Annotated in this window: 18 protein-coding genes; 10 read left to right on the top strand and 8 right to left on the bottom strand. The window is 73.1% G+C overall.

Going from position 1 to position 21,182, the window contains the following annotated elements; translation table 11 throughout:
* Window positions 1–101 precede the first annotated feature (101 nt).
* Entirely contained in the window at window positions 102–782 is a 681-nt protein-coding gene (locus ACQP17_RS13345) for a DUF1707 SHOCT-like domain-containing protein (protein ID WP_433856476.1), read from the top strand.
* A 24-nt stretch (window positions 783–806) separates the two neighbouring features.
* Here ACQP17_RS13345 and ACQP17_RS13340 read toward each other — a convergent pair whose 3' ends face one another.
* Window positions 807–2,117 carry an SGNH/GDSL hydrolase family protein gene (locus ACQP17_RS13340; RefSeq protein ID WP_433856475.1) on the bottom strand — a complete coding sequence of 437 codons (1,311 nt, stop codon included), beginning with the start codon at window positions 2,115–2,117 and terminating at the stop codon, window positions 807–809.
* Window positions 2,118–2,400: 283 nt separating this feature from the next.
* Between ACQP17_RS13340 and ACQP17_RS13335 the strand changes: the two genes are divergently transcribed.
* The 4 genes from ACQP17_RS13335 (at window position 2,401) to ACQP17_RS13320 (ending at window position 6,442) form a co-directional block, all read left to right on the top strand.
* Window positions 2,401–3,735 (top strand): DUF445 domain-containing protein, encoded by a 1,335-nt coding sequence (locus ACQP17_RS13335; RefSeq protein WP_433856474.1) that lies wholly within the window; start codon window positions 2,401–2,403, stop codon window positions 3,733–3,735.
* Between the two features lie 69 nt (window positions 3,736–3,804).
* Window positions 3,805–4,596: a class E sortase gene (locus ACQP17_RS13330; RefSeq protein ID WP_433856473.1), complete on the top strand. Its 792-nt coding sequence runs from the start codon at window positions 3,805–3,807 to the stop codon at window positions 4,594–4,596.
* A 32-nt stretch (window positions 4,597–4,628) separates the two neighbouring features.
* Window positions 4,629–4,862 carry a DUF3311 domain-containing protein gene (locus ACQP17_RS13325; protein WP_364880712.1) on the top strand — a complete coding sequence of 78 codons (234 nt, stop codon included), beginning with the start codon at window positions 4,629–4,631 and terminating at the stop codon, window positions 4,860–4,862.
* Window positions 4,859–6,442, top strand: a complete 1,584-nt coding sequence (locus ACQP17_RS13320) for a sodium:solute symporter family protein (protein WP_433856472.1) — start codon at window positions 4,859–4,861, stop codon at window positions 6,440–6,442. Before ACQP17_RS13325 ends, ACQP17_RS13320 begins: the two co-directional genes overlap by 4 nt.
* Here the strand turns inward: ACQP17_RS13320 and ACQP17_RS13315 are convergent.
* The 3 genes from ACQP17_RS13315 to ACQP17_RS13305 all read right to left on the bottom strand — a co-directional run bounded on the left by ACQP17_RS13315 (window position 6,420) and on the right by ACQP17_RS13305 (window position 9,682).
* The gene (locus tag ACQP17_RS13315) at window positions 6,420–7,388 is read right to left on the bottom strand and encodes an SCO0930 family lipoprotein (RefSeq protein ID WP_433856471.1); all 969 of its coding nucleotides are present in this window, start codon (window positions 7,386–7,388) and stop codon (window positions 6,420–6,422) included. The two genes, ACQP17_RS13320 and ACQP17_RS13315, sit on opposite strands and share 23 nt — an antisense overlap.
* Before the next feature lie 189 nt (window positions 7,389–7,577).
* Entirely contained in the window at window positions 7,578–9,125 is a 1,548-nt protein-coding gene (locus ACQP17_RS13310) for an NADH-ubiquinone oxidoreductase-F iron-sulfur binding region domain-containing protein (protein WP_433856470.1), read from the bottom strand.
* Window positions 9,122–9,682: a hypothetical protein gene (locus tag ACQP17_RS13305; protein ID WP_433859902.1), complete on the bottom strand. Its 561-nt coding sequence runs from the start codon at window positions 9,680–9,682 to the stop codon at window positions 9,122–9,124. Before ACQP17_RS13305 ends, ACQP17_RS13310 begins: the two co-directional genes overlap by 4 nt.
* A gap of 771 nt (window positions 9,683–10,453) precedes the next feature.
* Here ACQP17_RS13305 and ACQP17_RS13300 point away from each other — a divergent pair.
* A complete protein-coding gene (locus tag ACQP17_RS13300) occupies window positions 10,454–11,254 on the top strand; it encodes a PucR family transcriptional regulator (RefSeq protein ID WP_433856469.1) in 801 nt (266 codons plus the stop codon).
* A gap of 510 nt (window positions 11,255–11,764) precedes the next feature.
* Here ACQP17_RS13300 and ACQP17_RS13295 read toward each other — a convergent pair.
* The 3 genes from ACQP17_RS13295 to ACQP17_RS13285 form a co-directional block, all read right to left on the bottom strand.
* Complete coding sequence (locus ACQP17_RS13295; protein WP_433859901.1) at window positions 11,765–13,225, bottom strand: DUF1996 domain-containing protein; 1,461 nt, start codon at window positions 13,223–13,225, stop codon at window positions 11,765–11,767.
* Window positions 13,226–13,369: 144 nt separating this feature from the next.
* Window positions 13,370–14,017 carry a DUF4142 domain-containing protein gene (locus ACQP17_RS13290; RefSeq protein ID WP_433856468.1) on the bottom strand — a complete coding sequence of 216 codons (648 nt, stop codon included), beginning with the start codon at window positions 14,015–14,017 and terminating at the stop codon, window positions 13,370–13,372.
* 212 nt (window positions 14,018–14,229) lie between these two features.
* Entirely contained in the window at window positions 14,230–16,125 is a 1,896-nt protein-coding gene (locus ACQP17_RS13285; protein ID WP_433856467.1) for an AMP-dependent synthetase/ligase, read from the bottom strand.
* A gap of 162 nt (window positions 16,126–16,287) precedes the next feature.
* Here ACQP17_RS13285 and ACQP17_RS13280 point away from each other — a divergent pair, with 162 nt between their 5' ends.
* From ACQP17_RS13280 to ACQP17_RS13270, 3 genes are all read left to right on the top strand, one after another.
* Window positions 16,288–16,593, top strand: a complete 306-nt coding sequence (locus ACQP17_RS13280; protein ID WP_433856466.1) for a DUF6412 domain-containing protein — start codon at window positions 16,288–16,290, stop codon at window positions 16,591–16,593.
* A gap of 98 nt (window positions 16,594–16,691) precedes the next feature.
* Window positions 16,692–17,621, top strand: coding sequence for a YidC/Oxa1 family membrane protein insertase (locus tag ACQP17_RS13275; protein ID WP_433856465.1), 930 nt, complete (start codon window positions 16,692–16,694; stop codon window positions 17,619–17,621).
* Between the two features lie 173 nt (window positions 17,622–17,794).
* Window positions 17,795–18,652, top strand: a complete 858-nt coding sequence (locus ACQP17_RS13270) for a fumarylacetoacetate hydrolase family protein (RefSeq protein WP_433856464.1) — start codon at window positions 17,795–17,797, stop codon at window positions 18,650–18,652.
* A gap of 449 nt (window positions 18,653–19,101) precedes the next feature.
* Here ACQP17_RS13270 and ACQP17_RS13265 read toward each other — a convergent pair whose 3' ends face one another.
* Window positions 19,102–20,367, bottom strand: a complete 1,266-nt coding sequence (locus ACQP17_RS13265; RefSeq protein WP_433856463.1) for an MFS transporter — start codon at window positions 20,365–20,367, stop codon at window positions 19,102–19,104.
* Window positions 20,368–20,421: 54 nt separating this feature from the next.
* Between ACQP17_RS13265 and ACQP17_RS13260 the strand changes: the two genes are divergently transcribed.
* Complete coding sequence (locus tag ACQP17_RS13260) at window positions 20,422–21,168, top strand: AraC family transcriptional regulator (protein ID WP_433856462.1); 747 nt, start codon at window positions 20,422–20,424, stop codon at window positions 21,166–21,168.
* Window positions 21,169–21,182: the final 14 nt, after the last annotated feature.

Raw genomic sequence — 21,182 nt, 5'->3', positions numbered from 1 at the left:
ACACCGAGTCCTTGATCGCCGAGTGGTACGCGGGTGGCGGGATGCGTGCGGATGCGGCCGGAGCCGGGGGAAAAGACGGCCGCGCCCTCTAATCTGTCCGTATGACCGATGACCTTCCCGAACTGCGCGCCTCCGACGCCGACCGCGAGCGGGTCGCCGAGATCCTGCGGGACGCCGTCGCCGAGGGGCGGCTGGCGATGGAGGAGTTCGACGAGCGGCTGGAAGCGGCGTACCGGGCGCGCACCTACGGGGAGCTGGCGCCGCTCACCGCCGATCTGCCGGACCTCGCGGCGGACCCCGCGCCGCTGTCGCTGCGCAAGGACACCGCGGCCGTGACGCGCTGGTCGGAGCGGATCGTGGGGCACACGGACGGTTCCAGGGCCGGCGTCGGCATCTTGGGCGGCTTCCAGCGCAAGGGCCGGTGGACCATCGGGCGCCACTTCACGGCGGTGTGCCTGATGGGCGGCGGCGAGCTGGACCTGCGCGAGGCGAACTTCGCCGGGCCCGAAGTCGTCATCACCTGCTGGGCGTTGATGGGCGGGGTCAACGTCGTGGTGCCGCCCGGCGTCGAGGTCGATGTGCGGGGCCTGGGCATCATGGGCGGCTTCGACGCGCGGGAGGACGGGACGCCGGGCGAGCCCGGCGCGCCCCGGGTGGTCGTCAGGGGGCTGGCCCTGATGGGTGGCGTGGGCGTCGAGCGCAAGCTGCTCAAGGAGGAGAAGCGCCGCCTCAAGGACGAGAGGCGGCGCCTGAAGGACGAGGGGCGCAAGGAGCTGAACTGAGCGGTGGCGCCTGCCCCGCCGGTGTCACAGCGCGGCGGGCGCGGCCTGCTTGAGGTGCTGCAGGTTCACCGCGTGGGCCATCGCCCGGAAGCCCTCGTCACTGGGGTGGAGGTGGTCGCCCGAGTCGTAGGAGGGCCGCAGCCGGACCGGCATCGACGGGTCGCGCAGCGCCTTGTCGAAGTCCACGACCTCGTCGTAGACGGAGCCGGAGCGGATGATCCGGTTGACCTGCTCGCGGACCGAATTCAGCAGTTCGGAGTAGCCGCGGTGTCCCCCGAACGGGGTAAGGGTGCTGCCGGTGACGCGCAGCCCGCGGGCGTGCGCCTCACGGACGATCTGCCGCATCCCCGCCACGATCTTCTGCGGGTCGAGCTGCCGCGGTGACTTGAACAGGTCGTTCAACCCGATCTCGACGATCACGGCCTTCACCCCGGTGCGCGAGAGCGCGTCGCGGTCCAGGCGGGACAGCACGCTGGGCCCGTTGTTCGGCGAGAACCTGCTGCCGTTGACCAGCAGGCGGTTGCCGCTGATGCCCTGGTTGAGGACGCCGTAGCGGGGCGCGCCGGGCTCGTTGCGCAGCCGCGCGGCGAGGAAGTCCGTCCAGCGGTGGTTGGCGCCGGCGGTGGAGGTGATGCCGTCGGTGATGGAGTCGCCGATGGCGACGACCGCGCCGCGGGCCTGGGTGCTCCACACGTCCACCCCGGTCAGATAGCGCCAGTAGGGGCTCTGCTCGGTGTAGGCGGCGCCGGTGGCGTCCTCCGCCCGGTCTCCGCGCGCCAGGTAGGAGGTCTGCCGGGCGTACGGGTGATACGTGGCGGGGCCCGAGGAGGACGGGGAGTACGTGGTGACCAGCAGGTCCGCGTCGCCGGGCACCTTCAGCCGGGTGGGGTCGCTGGTGACCGCGCCGCCCGCCGGGATGGTCACCGCCGGTTTGCCGCCGAAGGACAGCCGCCGCATGGTGCCGGTCGCCGCGGTGGGGTTGCTGGGGGCCGCGGCCAGCGCCAGCGAGGCATGGCTGACCACCAGCGGGCGGGTGCCGTAGAGGTTGGAGAGCTGGATGCGCACGCCGGAGCCGCCGACGCTGGTGTGCACGACATTGCGTATCGACATGCCGGCGTAGCCGTTCAGGGTGCCCGGCTCGGCCGCCGCGGCCGCCGCCGACCAGGTGCCGACCCACTGCCCGGAGACCGCGGGGGCCGCCGGGTCGCGGGGCTTGTGGGAGGAGTCGCCCAGGCCGCCGTCCTCGCCGCCGAAGCCGACGAATATCGCGGTCGAGATCAGCACGACCACTGCCGCCAGTCCGGCGAACAGGGCGTAACCCACACTTTTGTTCATGCGGGAGGGCTCTCCTGGAGAAAGTGGAGCAACACGCTCCGGGCGGGCAAGGGCAGCGGATGATCAGCGGCACCGTTGCGGTCCGATCGGTCCTTCATGATCCCACGGACCTCGGGGGAACCGCCCGGCGCCCCGGGACCATCCGCCACGGCTTGGACGTGGGGAACTCGTGAGGCGTTCCAGGAGTAGGTCACAGTGGGGACACAGGGCCGGACCGGCGGCCGGTGCGGAGCAGCATAGGCCGTCGGGATGACGGGGGAACGCGGTGGGAGCGGTGGAGCGGATGGAACGCAGAGATTCGGACACGGCCGGTGCGGCCGGCGCCCCGGTGGCGCCCGCCGCGCCCGGAGCGGCCGGCTTCACCTACGGCGCCGCCGACGAGGAGCGCCGCCGCGCGGTGCGCCGGATGAAGACCCTGGCCACCGGCCTGCTGCTGGCCGTCGCGGTCGTCTACGTCCTGGCGAAATGGGCCGGATCCGCCGGGGCGGGCGGCTGGACCGGCTTTGTCGCGGCGGCCGCGGAGGCCGGGATGGTCGGCGCGCTGGCCGACTGGTTCGCGGTCACCGCGCTGTTCAAGCGGCCGATGGGGCTGCCGATCCCGCACACCGCGATCATCCCCACCAAAAAGGATCAACTGGGTCAGAGCCTCGGTGACTTCGTCGGGGAGAACTTCCTGTCCGGCGAGGTCGTGCGCCGCCGGCTGCGCTCGGTGGCCGTCGGGCGGCGGCTCGGCGGCTGGCTCGCCGACCCGGCGAACGCCGACCGGGTCACCGCCGAGGTGTCCACCGCGCTGCGCGGCGCGCTGACCGTGCTGCGCGACTCCGATGTACAGGCCGTGGTCGGCGAGGCGATCACCCGCCGCGCCGCCGCCCAGGAGATCGCGCCCGGCCTCGGCACGCTGCTGGAGCGGGTCGTCGCCGAGGGCGGCCACACCCGGGTGGTGGACCTGGTCGTCGCCCGCGCCCACGACTGGCTGGTCGAGCACGGCGACTCCGTGATGACCGCGGTCTCCGGCGGAGCGCCCGGCTGGACCCCGCGCTTCGTCGACCGCAAGGTGGGCGACCGGGTCTACAAGGAGCTGCTGCGCTTCGTCACCGAGATGCGGGACATGCCCGAACACCCGGCCCGCGGGGCGATCGACCGCTTCCTGCGGGACTTCGCGGACGATCTGCAGTCCGACCCCGACACCCGCGCCCGGGTGGAGCGGCTGAAGGCCGAGGTGCTGGGGCGCGGCGAGGTGCAGGACCTGATCGCCTCGGCCTGGGGCTCGGTCCGCGCGATGATCGTCGCCGCCGCCGAGGACGAGCGCAGCGAACTGCGGCTGCGGGTCCGGGCGGCGCTGCTGTCCCTGGGCCGGCGACTGGCCGCCGAGGAGCGGCTCCAGGGCAAGGTGGACGGCTGGCTGGAGAACGCGGCGGTCTATGTGGTGACGACCTATCAGAGCGAGATCACCTCCCTGATCACCGACACCGTCGCCGGCTGGGACGCCGCGCACACCTCGCGGAAGATCGAGGCGCACATCGGCCGTGACCTGCAGTTCATCCGCATCAACGGCACCGTCGTCGGCGCCCTGGCGGGCCTGGCGATCTACGCCGTCTCTCAGGCCTTCGGCGGCTGACGCCCCGTTCGCGGGGCGGGCCGCGCACCGCCTCTGGCGGGTTGTGCCCGCAGGGCTTACGGTGCCCGCGTGCGCGAGCGGATACCGGTGGTCGTACAGGGGCGGCGCCCCGCCCCACCGCGCCCTCCTGCGGTGCGGGTGCTGTGGACGGGCGCGGAGCTGGCCGTGACGGCCGGCCTCGTCCTGCTGCTGTTCGTCGTCCACCAGCTGTGGTGGACGAACCGTCAGGCGCAGGCGGCGGCCCGCGACCAGGTGGACCGGCTGGAGCGGCAGTGGGACGCCCGCCCGCCGTCACCCGGCGCCTCCCCGCCCGGCGGCAAGGCGGCCGATGGGGCGCGCGGCGCCGGGCACCCCGCCTCGCCCGCCGGCCCCGGCCACCGCACCGGCGCCGCGCCCCCGCGGCCCCGCGCGGACCTGGCGTACGCGGTGCTGCGCATCCCGCGACTGGGCCTGACCGTGCCCGTCGCCGAGGGCACGGGCAAGGCCGCGGTCCTCAACAGGGGGTACGTCGGTCACTATCCGCACAGCGCGCAGCCCGGTGAGTGGGGCAACGTCGCGCTGGCCGGGCACCGCAACACCCACGGCGAGCCGTTCCGCCACCTCGACCGGCTGCGCACCGGCGACACCGTCACCCTGGAGACCGCCCGGACCCGCGCCACCTACACCGTCCGGCGCATCCTGCCGCGCACCACACCCGGCGACGGCACCGTCCTGGCCGCGGTGCCCCGCAGCGGGGTGCACCCCTCCTACGGCTTCACCGCGCCCGGCGCCTACCTCACCCTGACGACCTGCACGCCGGCCTACACCTCCACCTACCGCCTGGTGGTGTGGGGAGTGTTGCGGTCGACACAGTCCCGCTGAGAGCGGCCGGGCGTCGCCTAGGCTGACGCCCCGTGCGTAACCAGACCCGCGAAGAGCGGTCCCCGGGCTCCCGCAAACGTCCCGCGCTGCTGTGGCTGTTGCTGCCGTACGTGCTGTTCCTGGGGGTGCTGCCCCTGGTGAACCGGGTGACCCCGACGGTGCTGGGGCTGCCGTTCCTGTTCTTCTGGGTGCTGCTGGCGACGCTGGCCACCCCGCTGTCGGTGTGGCTGGCGCGGCGCGGCGACCGGGCGCGGGGCCGGGCATGAACGCCACCGTCGCCACCGCCGTGTTCGGGGCGTTCATGGTGCTCACCGTCGTCCTGGGACTCCTCGCGGTGCGGGGGCGCCGAACGGCCGGGGGCGGGCTCACCGAGTGGTCGGTGGGCGGCCGGAGCCTGGGCACGGTCTTCATCTGGGTGCTGATGGCCGGCGAGAGCTATACGAGCTTCAGCTACCTCGGCGCGGCCGGCTGGGGCTACAACTTCGGCGCCCCGGTGCTCTATCTGCTGGCCTACATGTCCTGCGGCTACGCGCTGGGGTACGTCGTCGGCCCGATGCTGTGGGCCTACGCCCGGCGGCACGGACTGGTCGGCATCACCGACATCGTGGCGCACCGCTACGGCCGGCCCTGGCTCGGCGCCGCCGTCGCCCTGCTCGCCACCGTCTGCCTGCTGCCGTACATCCAGCTCCAGATCACCGGCATGGGCGTGGTCGTCTCGACGATCTCCTACGGGGCGATCAGCCTGAACTGGGGCTACTTCCTCAGCTTCGCGGTGACCACCGCGTTCGTCACGGTCAGCGGGCTGCGCGGCAGCGCCTGGGTCTCGGTGCTCAAGGACGTCCTGGTCATCGCCACCCTCGGGTTCCTCGCGGTCTATGTGCCGTGGCACTACTTCGGCGGCTACGGGCCCTTCCTGCACCGGATGGCCGCCGAGAAGCCGCAGTGGCTGACCTTCCCCGGGCACGCCTCGGGCGGTCTGGGCCAGGTCTGGTTCGCCACCACCACCCTCGTCAACTCCCTGACGGTGGTGATCTTTCCGACGACGGTGGCCGGCTACCTCGGTGCCCGCAACGCGGACGCGCTGCGCCGCAATGCCATGTATCTGCCCTTCTACAACGTGCTGTTGTTCGTGCCGGTGCTGCTGGGGATGGCTGCGCTGTTCGTGGTGCCGCACCTGAGCGGTGCGGGGTCCAACCTCGCGTTGTTCAAGCTGGTGGTGGACTCCCTTCCGGCCTGGGCCGTGGGGGTGATCGGGGCGGCCGCCGCCCTCTCCTCCATCGTGCCGATGGCCGTGTTCATGCTGGTCATCGGCACGATGTGGGGGAGGAGCGTGCTGGGTGCGCGGACCCGCGGGTCCGCCGGGGCGACGGGAGCGGCCGAGGGGGGAGAGCGGGGGACGGTGCCGGGCGGCCGGCAGAAGCTGTTCTCGCAGCTGGTCGTGGTGGTGGCCGGAGCCCTGGCACTGCTGTTGACCTACACCGCCCCCGACACCCTCGTCCGGCTGTCGCTGATCTCGTACGAGGGCATGGCACAGCTGGTACCGATGCTGCTGCTGGGGCTGGTGTGGCGGCGGCTGACGGTGCACGCCGCGGTGAGCGGCCTGGTCGTGGGCTTCACGCTCGTCTGTGTCCTGGTCTTCGGGGGACACGACCCGGTGCGGGGGGTGAACGCGGGGCTCGTCGGGCTCGTCGTGAATCTGGCGGTGGCGCTCGTGGTCACCTGGCTGGGGCCGCGTGCGAAGGACGGGCGGCCGGACGCCGAAGTGCTGGCGCTGGAGGACGAGTTCCCCCGTCAGGAGGGGACGGCGCCGCGCGGCGGCGGGGTCAGCCCGCCGGCGTCGAGGTGATCTTCTTGCCCTCCTTGGAGACCGCGAACCACAGGCCCATCTTGCCCTGGCCGTTGATGTCGCCGGGCTGCTTGTCACCGGTGAAGGTGTAGACCGGCCAGCAGTCGACGGCCAGCTGGCGGAGGCCGTCGGGGCGGGTGACGGTGGAGATGAGCTTGGCGGGGATGCCCTTCAGCTTGGAGCGGTCGGCGGGCTTGGCCGGCTTCCAGGTGTCCAGGCAGGCGTCGTTGCAGCCGAACTTCATCGGCCAGGCGCTGTCCTTGTTGAAGCGGTAGAGCGTCATGCCCTTGCCGTCGACGAGGATGTCGCCCAGCTCGGGCTGGTTGAGCACCGAGACGTCGCCGGGCTCCTGGGCGCCGGCCTTCTTGCCGTCGGCCGCCAGCGCGTTCCAGGTGCCGCCCACGCCCTGGCCCTTGGTGTCGCCGGGCTCGGTGTCCTTGACGTAGCGGTAGGCGGGCCAGCCGCCGATGGTGAGCTGCTTGGTGCCGTCGGCGCGGGTGACCGAGCCCAGGTCGCTCTTGGCGATGCCCGCGGGGGCCTCGGCGCCGTCGGCGGGGACCACCGGCCAGGTGGTGGCGCAGGAGCCGGAGCAGTTGGACTTCGGCGGCTTGGCGGTGTCCTTGTCGAAGCGGTAGAGGGTCATGCCCTTGGAGTCGGTGACGACCGGGCCGAGCTTGGAGTCCTGGTGCAGCGCCAGCGTCCCGGCGCTGGGCGCGGACTGGGGCGCCGCGCCGCTGTCGCCGCCGGCCTGGCCGCCGTAGCCGTCGTCGCCCTGGCTGGAGCCGGAGGAGCCGTACTTGTAGTTCGTGCCCGAGCCGGCCGGCTGCACCTGGTCCTGGGTGGGGGTGGTGCCGGCGCTCTGGTTGTCGCTGCTGCCGCAGGCGGCGGTCAGCGCCAAGGTGGCGACCGCCATGGCCGCGAGTCCCGCTCGACGTCGAGTGATCATGATGTCTCCTCTGCCGGTTGGTGGCTGTGTCGCTTGCTGGGGTGGGACCGAGATGCCTGTCCGGTGGCCCGTGTGGTGGCGGGCCGGCCCCGGCGGGGTGCCGTCGCCGGGGGAATACGCGCTACGGGGGGCGGGGCGTTCAACGGCGGCGAAGAATTTTCCCCGCGCGCAAAAACCCCGCCCCACACGTCAGTTGCCGCCCTGCACCCGCAGCGCCAGCGCCGGGCAGCGGCGTACCGCGAGCTGCGCGCGGCGGCGCATCCGGGCGGGCAGCGCCATGCTGGCCTTCTCCGGGTAGCCGTCCGGGCCGAGCTTGACGATGCCGGGCACCACGTCCGCGCACAGGCCGTGGCCGCGGCACAGCGTCCAGTCGACCAGCAGCCGTTCCTGCGGCGGCGCGGCGGGCGCCGCCGGGGCGGCGACGGGCGTGGCGGCCGGCAGCAGCGGCAGATGCCCGGTGACCGGCAGGGCCCCGGTCACCGGGCGGCCGCACCCGAACCCCCGCGCATGGCGCTCGAACTCCTCGGGGAAGGCGGCGAGGGCCGAGGCCACGAAGCGGGCGGTGCCGTCCGGGTGGCTGCAGGCGCCGCGCTTCTCCACGGCCCGCATCCGGGCCTGCACGGCGTCCAGGGCGGCGTCCCCGCCGCCGCGGACCGCGAGGTCGAGCTGGTCGGCGAGCGCGGGCAGCCCCAGCACGCAGGGGCCGCACTGGCCGGCCGACTCGGCGCCCATCCACTTCGCGACGCGTACGGTCTCCCCCGCGGGACAGGTGTCGTACGGCAGCGGCAGGACCGCCCCGGCGCCCAGCACCGCGTGGTAGGTCTTCAGCGCCTCACGGGAGAGCGTCGCGGTCTGGGCGTCGACGGGCGAGATGAACGTGCCGTGGTACCCACCGATCAGCACGCCCTGCCCCGCGTCCATGCCGCACAGCGCCAGCACCCGGCTGAGCGGTACGCCGTAGGGGACCTCGACCACCCGGCTGCCGGCCACGGTCAGCAGCAGGGTGCCGGGCTCCGCGGGCAGGCCGGTGGTCCGGTAGCCGAGCGCCCCGAGCCGGGCGGCCACGGCGAGCTGGGCGTAGGTCTCGGTGTTCGACAGCAGGGTCGGCACACCGTTCAGCCCGCGCTCGCTGGAGCGGATCTTGCGGCCCGAGGGCAGGCCCTGGCCGCCGCCCAGGCCGCTCGTCATCGCGGAGCCCTCACCGGTGACGAACCGTTCGGTCAGAAGGGTGACCCGTAACGTCGGCCGCACCGGGCCGCGTTCGTCGATGGCCCGCTGCACGGAGTTCAGGACGTCCGTGCGGGTCACGCCGATGGCGACCTCTTGGGCGCCGAGGGAGTCCGCGGCCAGCAGGGCGCCGTCGATCACCAGATGCGGGGCGTGCAGCAGCAGCGCGGTGTCCTTGAGGCAGCTGGGCTCGCCCTCGCTGCCGTTGACCACGATCGCGCCCTTGCCGTCGGCCCGCGCCATGCCGTCCAGGACCGCGCTCACCTTGCGGGCGAACGGGAAGCCCGCGCCGCCGCGGCCGCGCAGGTCGATGTTCTCGGCCAGCGCCACCAGTTCCTGAGAGCTCAGCTGGGGCAGGCTGCCGTGCCGGGACAGGTGCGCCACCCGGTCCATGCGGGGCATCTCGTCCAGGCCGGCCAGCAGCCGCGGCGGGCCGAAGGACGCCAGCGTCGGGACGGGCTCCGGGTCGGTGAGGGCCGGCAGCATGCGGGTGGGGGCGGGGGCGGTCATGGGAGTTCTCCTGAGTTCCTGCGTGAGTCGCGCATCCGCAGCGCGAGCCGTACGGCCACCGCGACGAGGCAGATGGCGTAGCCGACGAGGGCGTAGCCGGCCGCGGGGCGGCCCGCCCGGAGGCCGTGCACCAGGGCCAGACCCCAGGCGACGTACGCGCTCATGTGCAGCGCCCGCCACCACCGGGAAGCGGTGATGCCGGTGAAGGCGCCGCGCACCGCGCCGGTCACCGCCACGGCGATGAACACGTAGGCGGCGAGGGTGCCGAGGCCGATGAGTCCGGGGCGGGCGCCGTCGGTGAACGGCACGGCGGCGGCCGCCGCGTCGGTGTGGCCCTCGGTGACTTTGACCCAGATGTGCAGGCCCAGGAAGCCGAGGCCGGCGACGCCGGTGCCGCGGTGCACGGCCTGGGCGAGCAGCCGGTGGCCGGAGCGCAGCACCATCCGGTCGGTGGCGGCCAGGCCCCACAGCACGGTGACCGACAGGGAGACCAGCGCGAGCACCCCGGCGCCGAAGTCAAGGAAGTTCAGCAGGCCGTCCATCGCGCCGGAGCGCATCAGCACGGCGAGGAAGAGCAGCAGTGCGGCCGGAAGCGCCGGGCGGAGTACGGCGGTTCCGGCGAAGCCGCCGGCTTTTCGGCGGGCCGGCGGCCCGGGTTCGTTCGGAGGGCGCCGGGGGCGAGGCACGAAAGGCGAGGACCGGGCACGGTGTGCGCGGCGGCCCTGACGGGTCTGCAGACGCGGTGTCGACATCGATCCTCCCGGTGTTCGGGCACGGGTACGGGATGCGAATTTCCATGAAATCTCCCGGCGGCGGTATTTGCCCCGGGGCTTTTGTTCGGGTGACCCCCGGTAACACTAAACATTCTGTAACCGGGTGGATACGCAGGGCCGTAATCCGGATGTCAAAAGCATCTACGAACGTGTTCAGGATTTCGTAAGGTTTATCGCGCTGTGACAAATTCCTGCAGTGGCATCGCGGGCGCGCGGCACGACTCCGGATGATGCCGACTCAGGCGCACGGGGTGCGCCACCCCCCGTAACAGCCGCATCCCCGCCAGGATCGAGGTAGCGATGTGTGATCTCCTGAACCGCATCTGGTCGCGTCCCCGAGGCGAGTGGACCCGCGTAGTCAGAAATGAACTACCGGATCTCGCCGAGAAGTTGGTCGCGGAGTTGCAACGCGGATTTCCCGCATTGTCCGCACTTCTCGGGGATACTCCCGTAGAAGAGGCACATTGGGCGCTTGAACAGGCCTTGCTGACAGTTCTTGGGTACCAAAAAGAGTCGGAGAGTAAACCTCCGGCAGGACCTTCAGTGGTGACCCCGATGCCCGTCGCACGGGCTCGCCAGGATCTGTTCGACGTGCTCGCCGGACAACGCGAGGTACCGGAGGAGGGATTGAGCGAGCTGTCCCGCGCGGCCGGCTGGCCGATCCCCGACACCCTGCAGGCCGTCGTGCTTGCCACCCCCGCCGAGGCACCGCAGCTCGCCGCGGCACTGGGCCACGCCCTCATCGGCAATGTCGAGGGCTACACCTGTCTGTTCGTCCCCGACCCGGCCACCCAGACCCGGGCCCGCCTGGAGGCGGCGCTCAAGGGCCGGCCGGCGGCGGTCGGGCACGTGGTGCCGGCCACCGACACCGCGTCGTCGCTGCGTTGGGCCCGCTATCTGCTGACGCTGGCCCCCGGCAGGGTCGGCCCGGAGTCGCGGCCCGCCTTCGTCGACGACCACCTCTCGGCGCTGCTGCTGCTCCAGGACGAGTCGCTGGCGGACGCGCTGACGTCCCGCTGGCTGGGACCGCTGGAGGAGCTGACGCCACGGCAGAGCGAACGGCTCGAAGTGACCCTGCTGGCGTGGCTGGAGGGCGGCGGAGCCCCGGAGGCCGCCAAGCTGCTGCATGTGCACCCCCAGACGGTCCGCTACCGCCTGCGCCAGATAGAGAAGCTCTTCGGTCCGGTGCTGCGCGATCCGCGCACCCGCTTCGAGCTGGAGATGGCGCTGCGCAGCCGCCGTCTGATGGCGCACGTCCGCAGCTACCGCGCCCGGGCCGGCCGCCGAGCCAGGGCCGTCGCCTCCTCCATCCGCCCGCTGGGTGTGGCCCGCGAGGCCCGCGTCAACGGTCTTTGACGTACCGGCGGATGAACCACCGCGCCCCGTGAGCTGACGGCCGGCGTGGCGCAGCGGCCCCGACTTCCGGAACCCCCGGGTCGGGGCCGCTGCCGTGCCGTGCCCGCGGGGGCGCCGCCCGGCCGCCCGGCGCGGTGGCCGCGGTGTCCCGCCGCGGTGCCGCCGCGGGGTGGTGCCGTGCCGTCGCTGCTGCTGGGTCATGTCCTGGGGCCGCCGCTTCGTCAGGGCCCTGGGGCCGGTGCCGTGTCGTGTCCTCGGGGGTGCCTGTGTGGCGGGGCCGGAGCCCGGAGCCGGAGCCGGGAGCCGGAGCCGCGGGCCGGGGCCGAGGGCCCGGGGCCGGCGGCCGGCACGGTTGCTGTGCCCGCCGCCGGCCCCGCTGCTCTGCTGCCCGCTGCCCGCCGACCCCGTGCCCGCCGTCCCCGGCATGCCGGGTGCCCCTCGGGGAGCGTCTCCCCGAGGGGCACCACGTCCGTCAGGTGCGGGCGGACGTCCGTGCGGTGCCGATGTCCGTCAGGTGCACTTCTGGCCGTTGTTGATGCAGTTCACGGCCTTGCTCATCAGGTTGTCCGGCATCACGTTGATGAAGTCACCGTGGTCCGTGACGGGTTTGTGCAGCTGCTCGGGGAAGCTGTCCACCGCGAAGCTGTCGCCCTGCGGGACGTCGTAGGTGATCCGCTCCACCAGCTGCGGCACGGCCTTGAACCCGTTGGGGCAGGTGCCGTTCTGGTCCGAGAACGCCATGTGGTCGCGGTGGTTGGCGCTGTCCGTCTGCCGGCCGTCCCAGCAGTTCTGGAAGGCGAAGTTGCGCACGACCTGGGAGCCCTTGGGGCAGAGCGGGTACTTGTCCTTCAGCTGCCGGTTCTCGAAGCCGGTGCAGCTCCAGGAGGCGTTGGCGTTCTTGGTGCCGTTGGTGAAGGCCTTCGCGTCACCGGTGATGATCCGCAGGAAGCGCGGCATCGCCTCGACCTGGCCGGCCTGGCTGCCGCGGTAGGTGAGGGTCACCGTGGCCGGGGTCAGCACCGAGCCGACGTTGGCGTCCTGCGCGGCGCCCGGCTTCTGCTCCGCGTTCCCGTCCAGCTTGCGCAGCACCGGCCAGTAGTAGGTCGACTGGTCGCCGTTGTTGCAGGTCGTGTCGGAGGCGGCCAGGGACTGGTCGGTGGAGTTGCCGTCGGTGGTGGTGTTGCCGACGTAGTCGTGCGTGTGGTGGGCGCCGTTGCTGACGCCCGGCGTCACGATGACGTTGTCGGAGTTGAAGTGGCCCTCCTCGTTGCGGCCGCACTCCGTGGTGAAGCTGCCGGTCGTGGCGTTGCCGCCCTGGGGGGCCGCGAACGGCGGCTGGTCCGCGTTCGGCTGGACGTCGTTGATGTCGACGAAGTCGTCGGGCGAGGGCCCGCCGGCCTGGCCCTGCTGCTGGCCGCCGTTCTGGTTCGGATCCTGGGTCTGCTGCTGGCCACCGTTCTGGTTGGGATCCTGCCCCTGGGTCCGGCCGCCGTTCTGGCTCGGGTTCTGCCCCTGGTACCAGCCGTCCTTCACGGTCTTCGTGGAGTCGCTGCCGCCCGCGCCCGCGCCCTCGTTGACCGGCTTGACGGTGCAGCCGCTCATCTTGAGCAGATAGCCCGGCCGCTTGGCGTTCTTGGAGATGGCCGTGACCATCATCTTGATCGTCTTCTCGCGCTGGGTCTTGAGCCCGCCGAGGACGGTGGAGCCGCTGCCGCCCATCATCTTGTGGTACGCGTCGTGCACCTGCCGGTCGAGCGAGGACAGCCCCTTGGAGACCGGGAGCTGGGCGCTGTGCGGCACCTGGCGCAGCCGCTCGCCCACATCGGGGCAGGAGATCGTGAAGGCGCTCACGGTGTGCTGATGGCCCGAGGAGGAGCCCGTTTCCGGGTGGGAGTTGCCGGCCAGCGCGGTCGTGGCGACCGCCGCGAGACCGCCGCCGCCCAGCAGGAGCGCCGCGGCTCCCACGAGCATTCTGTTCGTCAAACGCGAGCGTTTATGGGCTTGTTGCCGTTGCCTCATGAGATCACTTCGCTTCGTCCGATGTGAGGGGTGTTGTCCTGTTTCGGTGCACAGAGGGGCGTGAAGGGCGCCTCCCGGTGGGCTGCCTGCGCGAGGTCAGCTGGAGTGCAGGGTGTTGAAGTCGACCCGGCCGGTCTTCTCCAGGAACGTGATGTGGTCCAGCACGACGTCGTTGGCGCGGTCGGCCAGCGCGCGCACCATCGTGTTCTTGGTCTGGTCACGGACCAGGGCCACCAGCCCGAAGACCTTGCCGTGGGCCCGGCGCAGCAGCTCCGCGAACAGCGCGTCGAACTCCTTGCCCTGGGCGCCCTTGAGCTGCCCGAGCCAGCCCTGCTGGGCGACGTTGGGCTCGGTGGGCAGGTCGACGCCCAGCGCCCGCCCGGCCTCGTTCGACCGCCGGTCCAGCTCGGTGTGTCCCGCCACGAGATGGTCGCCGGCCGTGCGGACGTCGGCGGTCGTCCCGCGCTGCTGCGCCATCCGGCCCGAGGGCAGCTCCCACAGCCCGGCCAGCTTGACCTTGCGTACGAAGTCCCGGTCCATCGCGGTGAGCGGACCGTAGCGGGTGTTGACCGTGCCCCCGCCGTCGTCGTCGTACGAGAGCGTGGTGGTCGCCGCGGCCGCGGACTCGCCGAAGAGCTGGACGGGCAGCAGCAGGGCCGCGAGCGTCGCCACGAGCGCAGCCACCACCAGTCCGGTGGCGATGGTCCGCCCGGATGTTGCGGAGTTGCTGAGGATCGACCGCACACGGCCTCCCGGTTCGTCTTACTGGAATGCCACCGGACGCTAAAGGTCGCGCGGGGTCCGCGGTCGTGGGTCCTCACCCCTGGACAAATAACGGCCGGGCCCGCCGCGGCACTGCTACGGTGCCGCGTGCGGGCCCGGCCGGGTGAAACGGGTGACGTGCGCCGGATACCGTTGCCCGGCCGGGCCCGCACCAGGCGACCCGGTCCGCGCGTTCAGCGTGCGTACAGGCTCGCCGCCGCCCAACGACGGCGCTCGCGCCGGGACTCGGGCTCCTCGCTGCGCCCCTCGGCGTACAGCGCCTCGATCTCCGCCGCGTACGCCCGGACGATCGCCGCGCGCCGCAGCTTCAGCGACGGCGTCACCAGCCCCGACTCCTGGCTGAACTCGCCCGGCAGCACCCGGAAGGCGCGGATCGACTCGGCCCGCGACACCGAGGCGTTCGCCCGCGCCACCGCCCGCCGCACCTCCGCCTGCAACTGCTCCTCGGGCGAGGGGGCCGTGCTAGCCGGGCCCGGCTCGTCGCGCAGGGTGCGCCAGTGCGTCAGCGAATCCGGGTCCAGGGTGATCAGGGCGGTCACATAGGGCCGGTTGTCGCCGACGACCACGCACTGCGAGATCAGCGGATGCGCGCACAGCCGCTGCTCCAGCCCCTGCGGCGCCACGCTCTTGCCGTTGCTGGTGATGATGACGTCCTTCTTGCGGCCGGTGATGACGAGATAGCCCTGCTCGTCGAGGTGCCCGAGGTCCCCGGTCGCCAGCCAGCCGTCGTACAGCCCGTCGGCCGCGGTGCCGCCCTCGTCGAGGTAGCCGGCGAACACCACGGCGCCCCGCACCCACACCTCGCCGTCCAGCGCCAGGTGCACGGCGCTGCCCGGCAGCGGCAGGCCCACCGTCCCGAACCGCACCCGGCCGGGCGGCTGCACGGTGATCGCGCCGCTGGTCTCGGTCAGTCCGTAGCCGTCGTAGACGGTGATCCCGATACCGGCGAAGAGCAGCCCCAGCTCGCGCAGCAGCGGCGAGCCGCCGGAGACGGCGGTGCGCACCCGGCCGCCCAGCATCTCGCGGATGTGCGCGTACACCAGCCGGTCGTAGAGCGCGTGGCGGGCGCGCAGGAACGGGTCGGGGCCGCGCCCGGTGCCCGCCTCCTGTTCCGCGACCGCCTCCGCGTAGCGCACCGCCACCGTCATCGCCGCGTCGAACATCCGCTGCCGGCCCGCCTGTTCCGCGGCCAGCCGGGCGCGGGTGCAGATCTTCTCGAAGACGTACGGCACCGCGAACAGGAACGTCGGCCGGAACGAGGCCAGCGCCGGCAGCAGTTCGCGGGACGACACCTCCGGCTGATGGGCGAGCTTGACCCCGCCGCGCAGGCAGGCGACCTGCACCATCAGCCCGTAGACGTGCGCGAACGGCAGGAACGCCAGCAGCGAGGGGCGTTCGCCGGGCGCGGCCAGCAGCCCGCCCCAGCCCGCGTAGAGGGTGTCGCACTCGGCGGCGAGATTGGCGTGGGTGATCACGCAGCCGCGCGGCCGGCCGGTGGTCCCCGACGTGTAGACGATGGCCGCGACGCCGTCCGGGTCGACCGCGTGCCGCAGCCGGTGGACGTCCGCCTCGGTCAGCCGGGTGCCCTCCTCCATCAGCCGGCGCACACAGTCCAGGTCCAGCTGCCACAGCCGGCGCAGCGCCCGCTCGTCACAGGCCTCGGCCACGGTCATCGCGTGGGCCTCGTTCTCCACCACGATCGCGGTGACCCGCGCCCCGGCGAGGATCGCGCGCAGCTGCTCGGCCGACGCGGTCGGATAGACCGGCACCAGCTCCCCGCCGATCGCCCACAGCGCATAGCTGAAGAGCGTCCACTCGTAGCGGGTCCGGGCCATCAGGGCGACCCGGGTACCGGGCCGGACCCCGTCCGCCAGCAGCCCCCTGGCCAGGGCCATGACCTCGTCCCGGAACTCCGCGGCGGACACCTCCTGCCAGCCGCCTCCGGCCCGGGGATCGCGACGGGCGAGCTGAGCGAAATCCGGCTGATGGGCGGCGGTGTCGAAGACGGAGTCGGCGAGGCCGCCGGTCCGCAGTGGAGCCGCCAGGGCCGGAACGCTGATGTCGCGCACAGCACCTCCTTGGTGTTCCCCCTTGATTCCCCCTGGTCCGCCGACGTCCCGACGGCAGGCAGGGCAAGTTACCGGCAGGTCTCACGGCTGCCCAGATCTATGGCTACTCTTGAGCGGAAGACGACAAGTCTTGAGGACCGGACAACCCGAGGAGGACGCCCGATGCAGCGCACCGTCGCCACCTGGCGCCTCTGCGTCTCGGCGCTGTTCTTCCTCCTGGCCGGTCTCCTGCTCTCGCAGACCGGCCTCACCGCGGCCCTGACCGCCGCCGCGACCACCGCGGCGATGCTGCTGCTGTGCAGCGCCTTCCTGATCGCGGCCGTCGCCCGGCCGCTGCCACCGGGCCGGATCCGCACCGCTCTGCGCGACCGCGAGCGGCGTACCGCCTTCCTGCCCCAGCGCGACCCCGACGCGGCCGGCCGGCCGCGTCCCCGGGCACCGGGCCGTCCCCTCCCGACGGCCGCGTAGGCGCCCGGACCGGTCCCACCGCACCGCTGTCCGCGTCCGCGCGGCTCGTCACGCCGATTCCGCATCCCGGCACGACGAGACCCGTGGAGGGCTCACCCATGTCCATGTTCGGCTTCCTCGGCGAGGCACTGACGCACGCCGCCGACGCACTCACCCCGCTCTTCGGCACGGCGGCCATGGCCGCCGCCATCGTCCTGTGCACGCTGGCCGTCCGCGCCGCGCTGCACCCCCTCGCCCGGGCGGCCGCCCGTGGCGAGAAGGCCCGCTCGGCGCTCGCCCCGCGCATGGCGGAACTCCAGCGCACCCACAAGGGCAACCCCGAGCGGCTGCAGAAGGCGATGAGCGAGCTGTACGCCGACACCGGCTCCTCGCCGCTGGCCGGCTGCCTGCCGATGCTGCTCCAGCTGCCCGTCTTCTTCGTGATGTACCACCTGTTCTCCCGCGGGGGCGGCGGTCTGCTGGACCACACCCTGCTGGGGGCGCCGCTCGGCGGCCACTGGACCCAGGCGCTCGCCGACGGCGGCGTCCTCGGGCCGCAGGGCCTGGTCTACCTCGCCCTGTTCGGGCTGATCACGGCGGTCGCCACCTGGAACTTCCGGCGGGCCAGGGCGACCCTGGCCAAGGCCCCCGCCCCGGCCGCGGGCGGGGCGAACGCCGCGCTGCCCGGCATGGCGTCGATGTCCAAGCTGATGCCGCTGCTGTCCTTCGGCACGCTGATCACCATCGCCGTGGTGCCGCTGGCCGCCGGCCTCTACATGGTCACCACGACGACCTGGACGGCCTGCGAGCGGGCGCTGCTGCACCGCGACCGCAAGGCCGCGGAGCCGGCCCCGGCCGAGGCGGACACCGCCGCCGCGCCCACCCCGCAGGCGCCCGTCCCGGCCCGCCGCCCGGCCCCGCGGCGCGCCCCGAAGACCCGCGAGGCCCGCCGGCGTGCGGCCCGCTCCCGGGCCAACTCCCAGGCCGCCGCCCGCCCCGCGGCCGGGACCACACCCGCGGACGGGGCGACGGTCCCCACCGCCGGCTGACCCGAGGCGGGGCCGGGCGGTCGCGCCCGGCCCCCGGTGGTCCAGTCCGTGAACGGGGTCTTGCGGACCGCACCCCGTTCTTGGACGATCGTCCGAATCGCTCGATGGCCGTCCCCATCGGCCGGCCGGGAAGAGCCCTTCCCGGCCGACCCATGACCAGGGGAGTGCACTCGATGAAGCTGCTGCGTGTCGGCACGGTGGGGGCGGAGCGCCCGGCGCTGCTCGACGGGTCCGGGGTCCTGCGGGACCTGTCGGGCCTGGTCCCGGACATCGACGGAACACTGCTCGCGGACGAACGGAAGCTGGCGGCCGTCCGCGCCGCCGCCGCGTCCGGCGAGCTGCCGCGGCTCGACCCGGACGGGCTGCGCACCGGCCCGCCGCTGGCCCGGATCGGCAAGATCGTCTGTATCGGCCTGAACTACCACGACCACGCCCGGGAAACGGGGGCCGCGCCCCCCGCGGAGCCGATCCTCTTCCTGAAGGCCCCCGACACGGTCGTCGGCCCCGACGACACCGTGCTGCTGCCGCGCGGCAGCGAGAAGACCGACTGGGAGGTGGAGCTGGCGGTCGTCATCGGCCGCACGGCCCGCTACCTGGAGACCGACGAGCAGGCGCTGGCGGCGGTCGCCGGCTACGCGGTCGCCCACGACGTCTCCGAGCGCGCGTTCCAGATCGAGCGCGGCGGCCAGTGGGACAAGGGCAAGAACTGCGAGACGTTCAACCCGCTGGGCCCCTGGCTGGTCACCGCCGACGAGGTACCCGACCCGCAGGCCCTGGGTCTGCGGCTGTGGGTCAACGGCGAGCTGCAACAGCACGGCACGACCGCCGACCAGATCTTCCCCGTCGCCGAAGTGGTCCGCTACGTCAGCCACTTCATGACCCTCCACCCGGGCGACATCCTCAACACCGGCACCCCCGCCGGCGTCGCCATGGGCCACCCCGACCCCAAGCCGTACCTGCGGGGCGGCGACGTGGTGGAACTGGAGGTCGACGGCCTGGGGCGCCAGCGGCAGGTCTTTCTCCCCGCGTAGTCCTTTGCTTCCCACGTTGTTTTCTGCGGCGTCGTGGTGGTTTCTCGCCGTTGCGCCTGCGGCGGGCCGGTCCGCTGCGCTTGACCGTTCTTCCCACGTTGTTTTCTGCGGCGACGTGGTGTCGTCTCGCCGTTGCGCCTGCGGCGGGCGGGTGGGTGTTGGGTGCGGTGACGGTCCTGCGGGGGTGGGTGTTCGGACTGCTTCGCTTTACGTCCGAACACCCACCCCCTCCGGCCCGTCCCCTCCCGTTGGGGGAGAAGTTTCGGTGGGTGGGGGCGGGCCGTCGTGCCGTTGTCGGCCGTTTCGGTACGACCACGAGGCGCGCTCGCCCACGCACGTTCGCCCTCCACCAGGCTTCTTTCCCTCCCCCCACGGGAGGGGGCGGGCCGGAGGGGCCTGGTGTGTGGACGTAAAGCGAAGCAGTCCACACACCAGGCCCCGGAGGTCCGTCACCGCACCCGACAGCCCCGCGCAGCGGACCCCGCCCGCCGCAGGCGCAACGGCGACAAACCCCCACGGCGGGAAGGACAAAAACGTGGGAAGCCGGCCAAGCGCAGCGGACCCGTTGGGTCGGGAAGGCGCCGTAGCAGCAGCCATCCCAGCGCCGGCAGAAGAATCAGGGGGGCGAGCGCGGCCCGCAAACCCGTGGCGTCGGCGAGGGTGCCGATGAGCGGGCTGGCGAGTCCGCCGATGCTGACGGCGAGGCCGAGGGTGACGCCGCTGGCGGTGCCCACCCGTTGTGGCAGGTAGTCCTGGCCGAGGGTGACGTGCAGGGAGAAGGGCACGTACAGGCCGGCCGCGGCGAGCGCGATGAACGGGTAGAGCAGCGGGCCGGGTCCGTAGACGAGCCCGGCGACCGCCGGCACGGTCAGGGCGTAGGAGCAGCGCGCCACGGGGAGCCGGCCGAAGCGGCCGGCGAGCCTGCCGCCGGCCAGGGTGCCGACCGCGCCGCCGAGGTAGAGGACGAACAGGGCGATCGTGCCGGACACCTCGCCGCCCCCGGTCCGCTGGCGCACGTACAGCGAGAGGAACGTGCTCAGGCCGACGAACACGACGGACCGGCAGACGATGGCCCCGGACAGCCGGAGGAAGGACGGCCAGTCGTCCGTGCCGGCCGGGGCGGTGGCCCCCGCCGGGTGCGCCGGTGTCCGGGAGGCGCCGGCCGGGCGGACGGCGGCGAGGCACAGGGCGGCGCCGGCCAGGGCGGGGACGACCAGCAGGGGAGAGGCGTGCAGGCCGCCGGTGGCGACGACGGCGGAGACCAGCAGGGGCGCGGTGGCGAAACCGAGGTTGCCGCCCAGGGAGAACCAGCTCATCGCGGTGTGGCTGCCCCGGCTCGCGCGGCGGGCCACGCGAGCCGCCTCCGGGTGGTAGGCCGCGACGCCGATCCCGGACACGGCCACCACCAGCAGGGTGAGCGGGTAGGACGGCATGAGCCCGGCCAGTGCGACGCCGGCCCCGCCGACCACCGTGCTGACGGGCAGCAGCCACGGCAGGGGCCGGCGGTCGGTGAGGGCCCCGAAAAGCGGCTGCACCACGGAGGACAGGAGCGCGGCGGCCAGCACGATCCCGGAGGCCGCGGCGTAGGTGTAGGCCCGTTCGGCGACGAAGAAGGGGACCAGGGCGGCGACCGAGCCCTGGTAGATGTCCACGCAGGCATGTCCCAGGGACAGCAGGGTGAGAGGTCCGGTACGCCGGTTCTGGTGGGGTGACATGTCCCGATCGTCGTCCCGGGGGACCGCGTCGCGCTTCCGGTAAACTGCCGATATATGTCGGATATCCGCCACACCGCGCAGGCGGCCACTCTCGCCCGGACACTGGCCGCGGGGGAGGGCATCGACGCCCACTGGCACGACGACCACCAGATCGTCTACGCGGGAGCGGGCGTCGTGGCGGTCACCACCGAGGCGGGCACCTGGTTCGCCCCCGGGACCCGCGCCCTGTGGGTGCCGGCCGGGTGTGTGCACGCCCACCGCGCCCACGGCCGCCTCGACCTACACCTGCTGGGCCTGCCCGCCACGGTGAACCCGCTCGGTCTCGACACCCCCACCGTGCTGACCGTCAGCCCGCTGCTGCGCGAACTGATCCTCGCCCACACCGGCGATCCCGGCGCCGACGGTCCCGAGCGGCGGCGTCTGCGCGCCGTCCTCCTCGACCAGTTGCGGGCCTCCCCGCAGCAGCCGGTGCAACTGCCCGCGCCCACCGACTCCCGGCTGCGCGCGGTCTGCGACGTGCTCCACCGCGACCCGGCCGACCCCCGCACGCTGGCCGCGCTGGGCGGCGAGGCGGGCGCCGGCGAACGCACGCTCAGCCGCCTCTTCCGCCGGGAGCTGGGCATGACCTTCCCGCAGTGGCGCACGCAGCTCCGCCTCTACCACGCGCTGCGGATGCTGGCGGAGGGCGAGCCGGTCACCACGGTCGCCCACCGCTGCGGCTGGGCCTCCACCAGCGCCTTCATCGACGTCTTCCGCCGGGCCTTCGGCTACACGCCCGGGACTCACCTCCGCCGTCCCTGACCGGGCGGAGGGCT

This window comes from Streptomyces kronopolitis (assembly GCF_050953795.1).
Taxonomy (GTDB): domain Bacteria; phylum Actinomycetota; class Actinomycetes; order Streptomycetales; family Streptomycetaceae; genus Streptomyces; species Streptomyces kronopolitis_A.
This window is presented reverse-complemented; position numbering and strand designations above follow the sequence as displayed.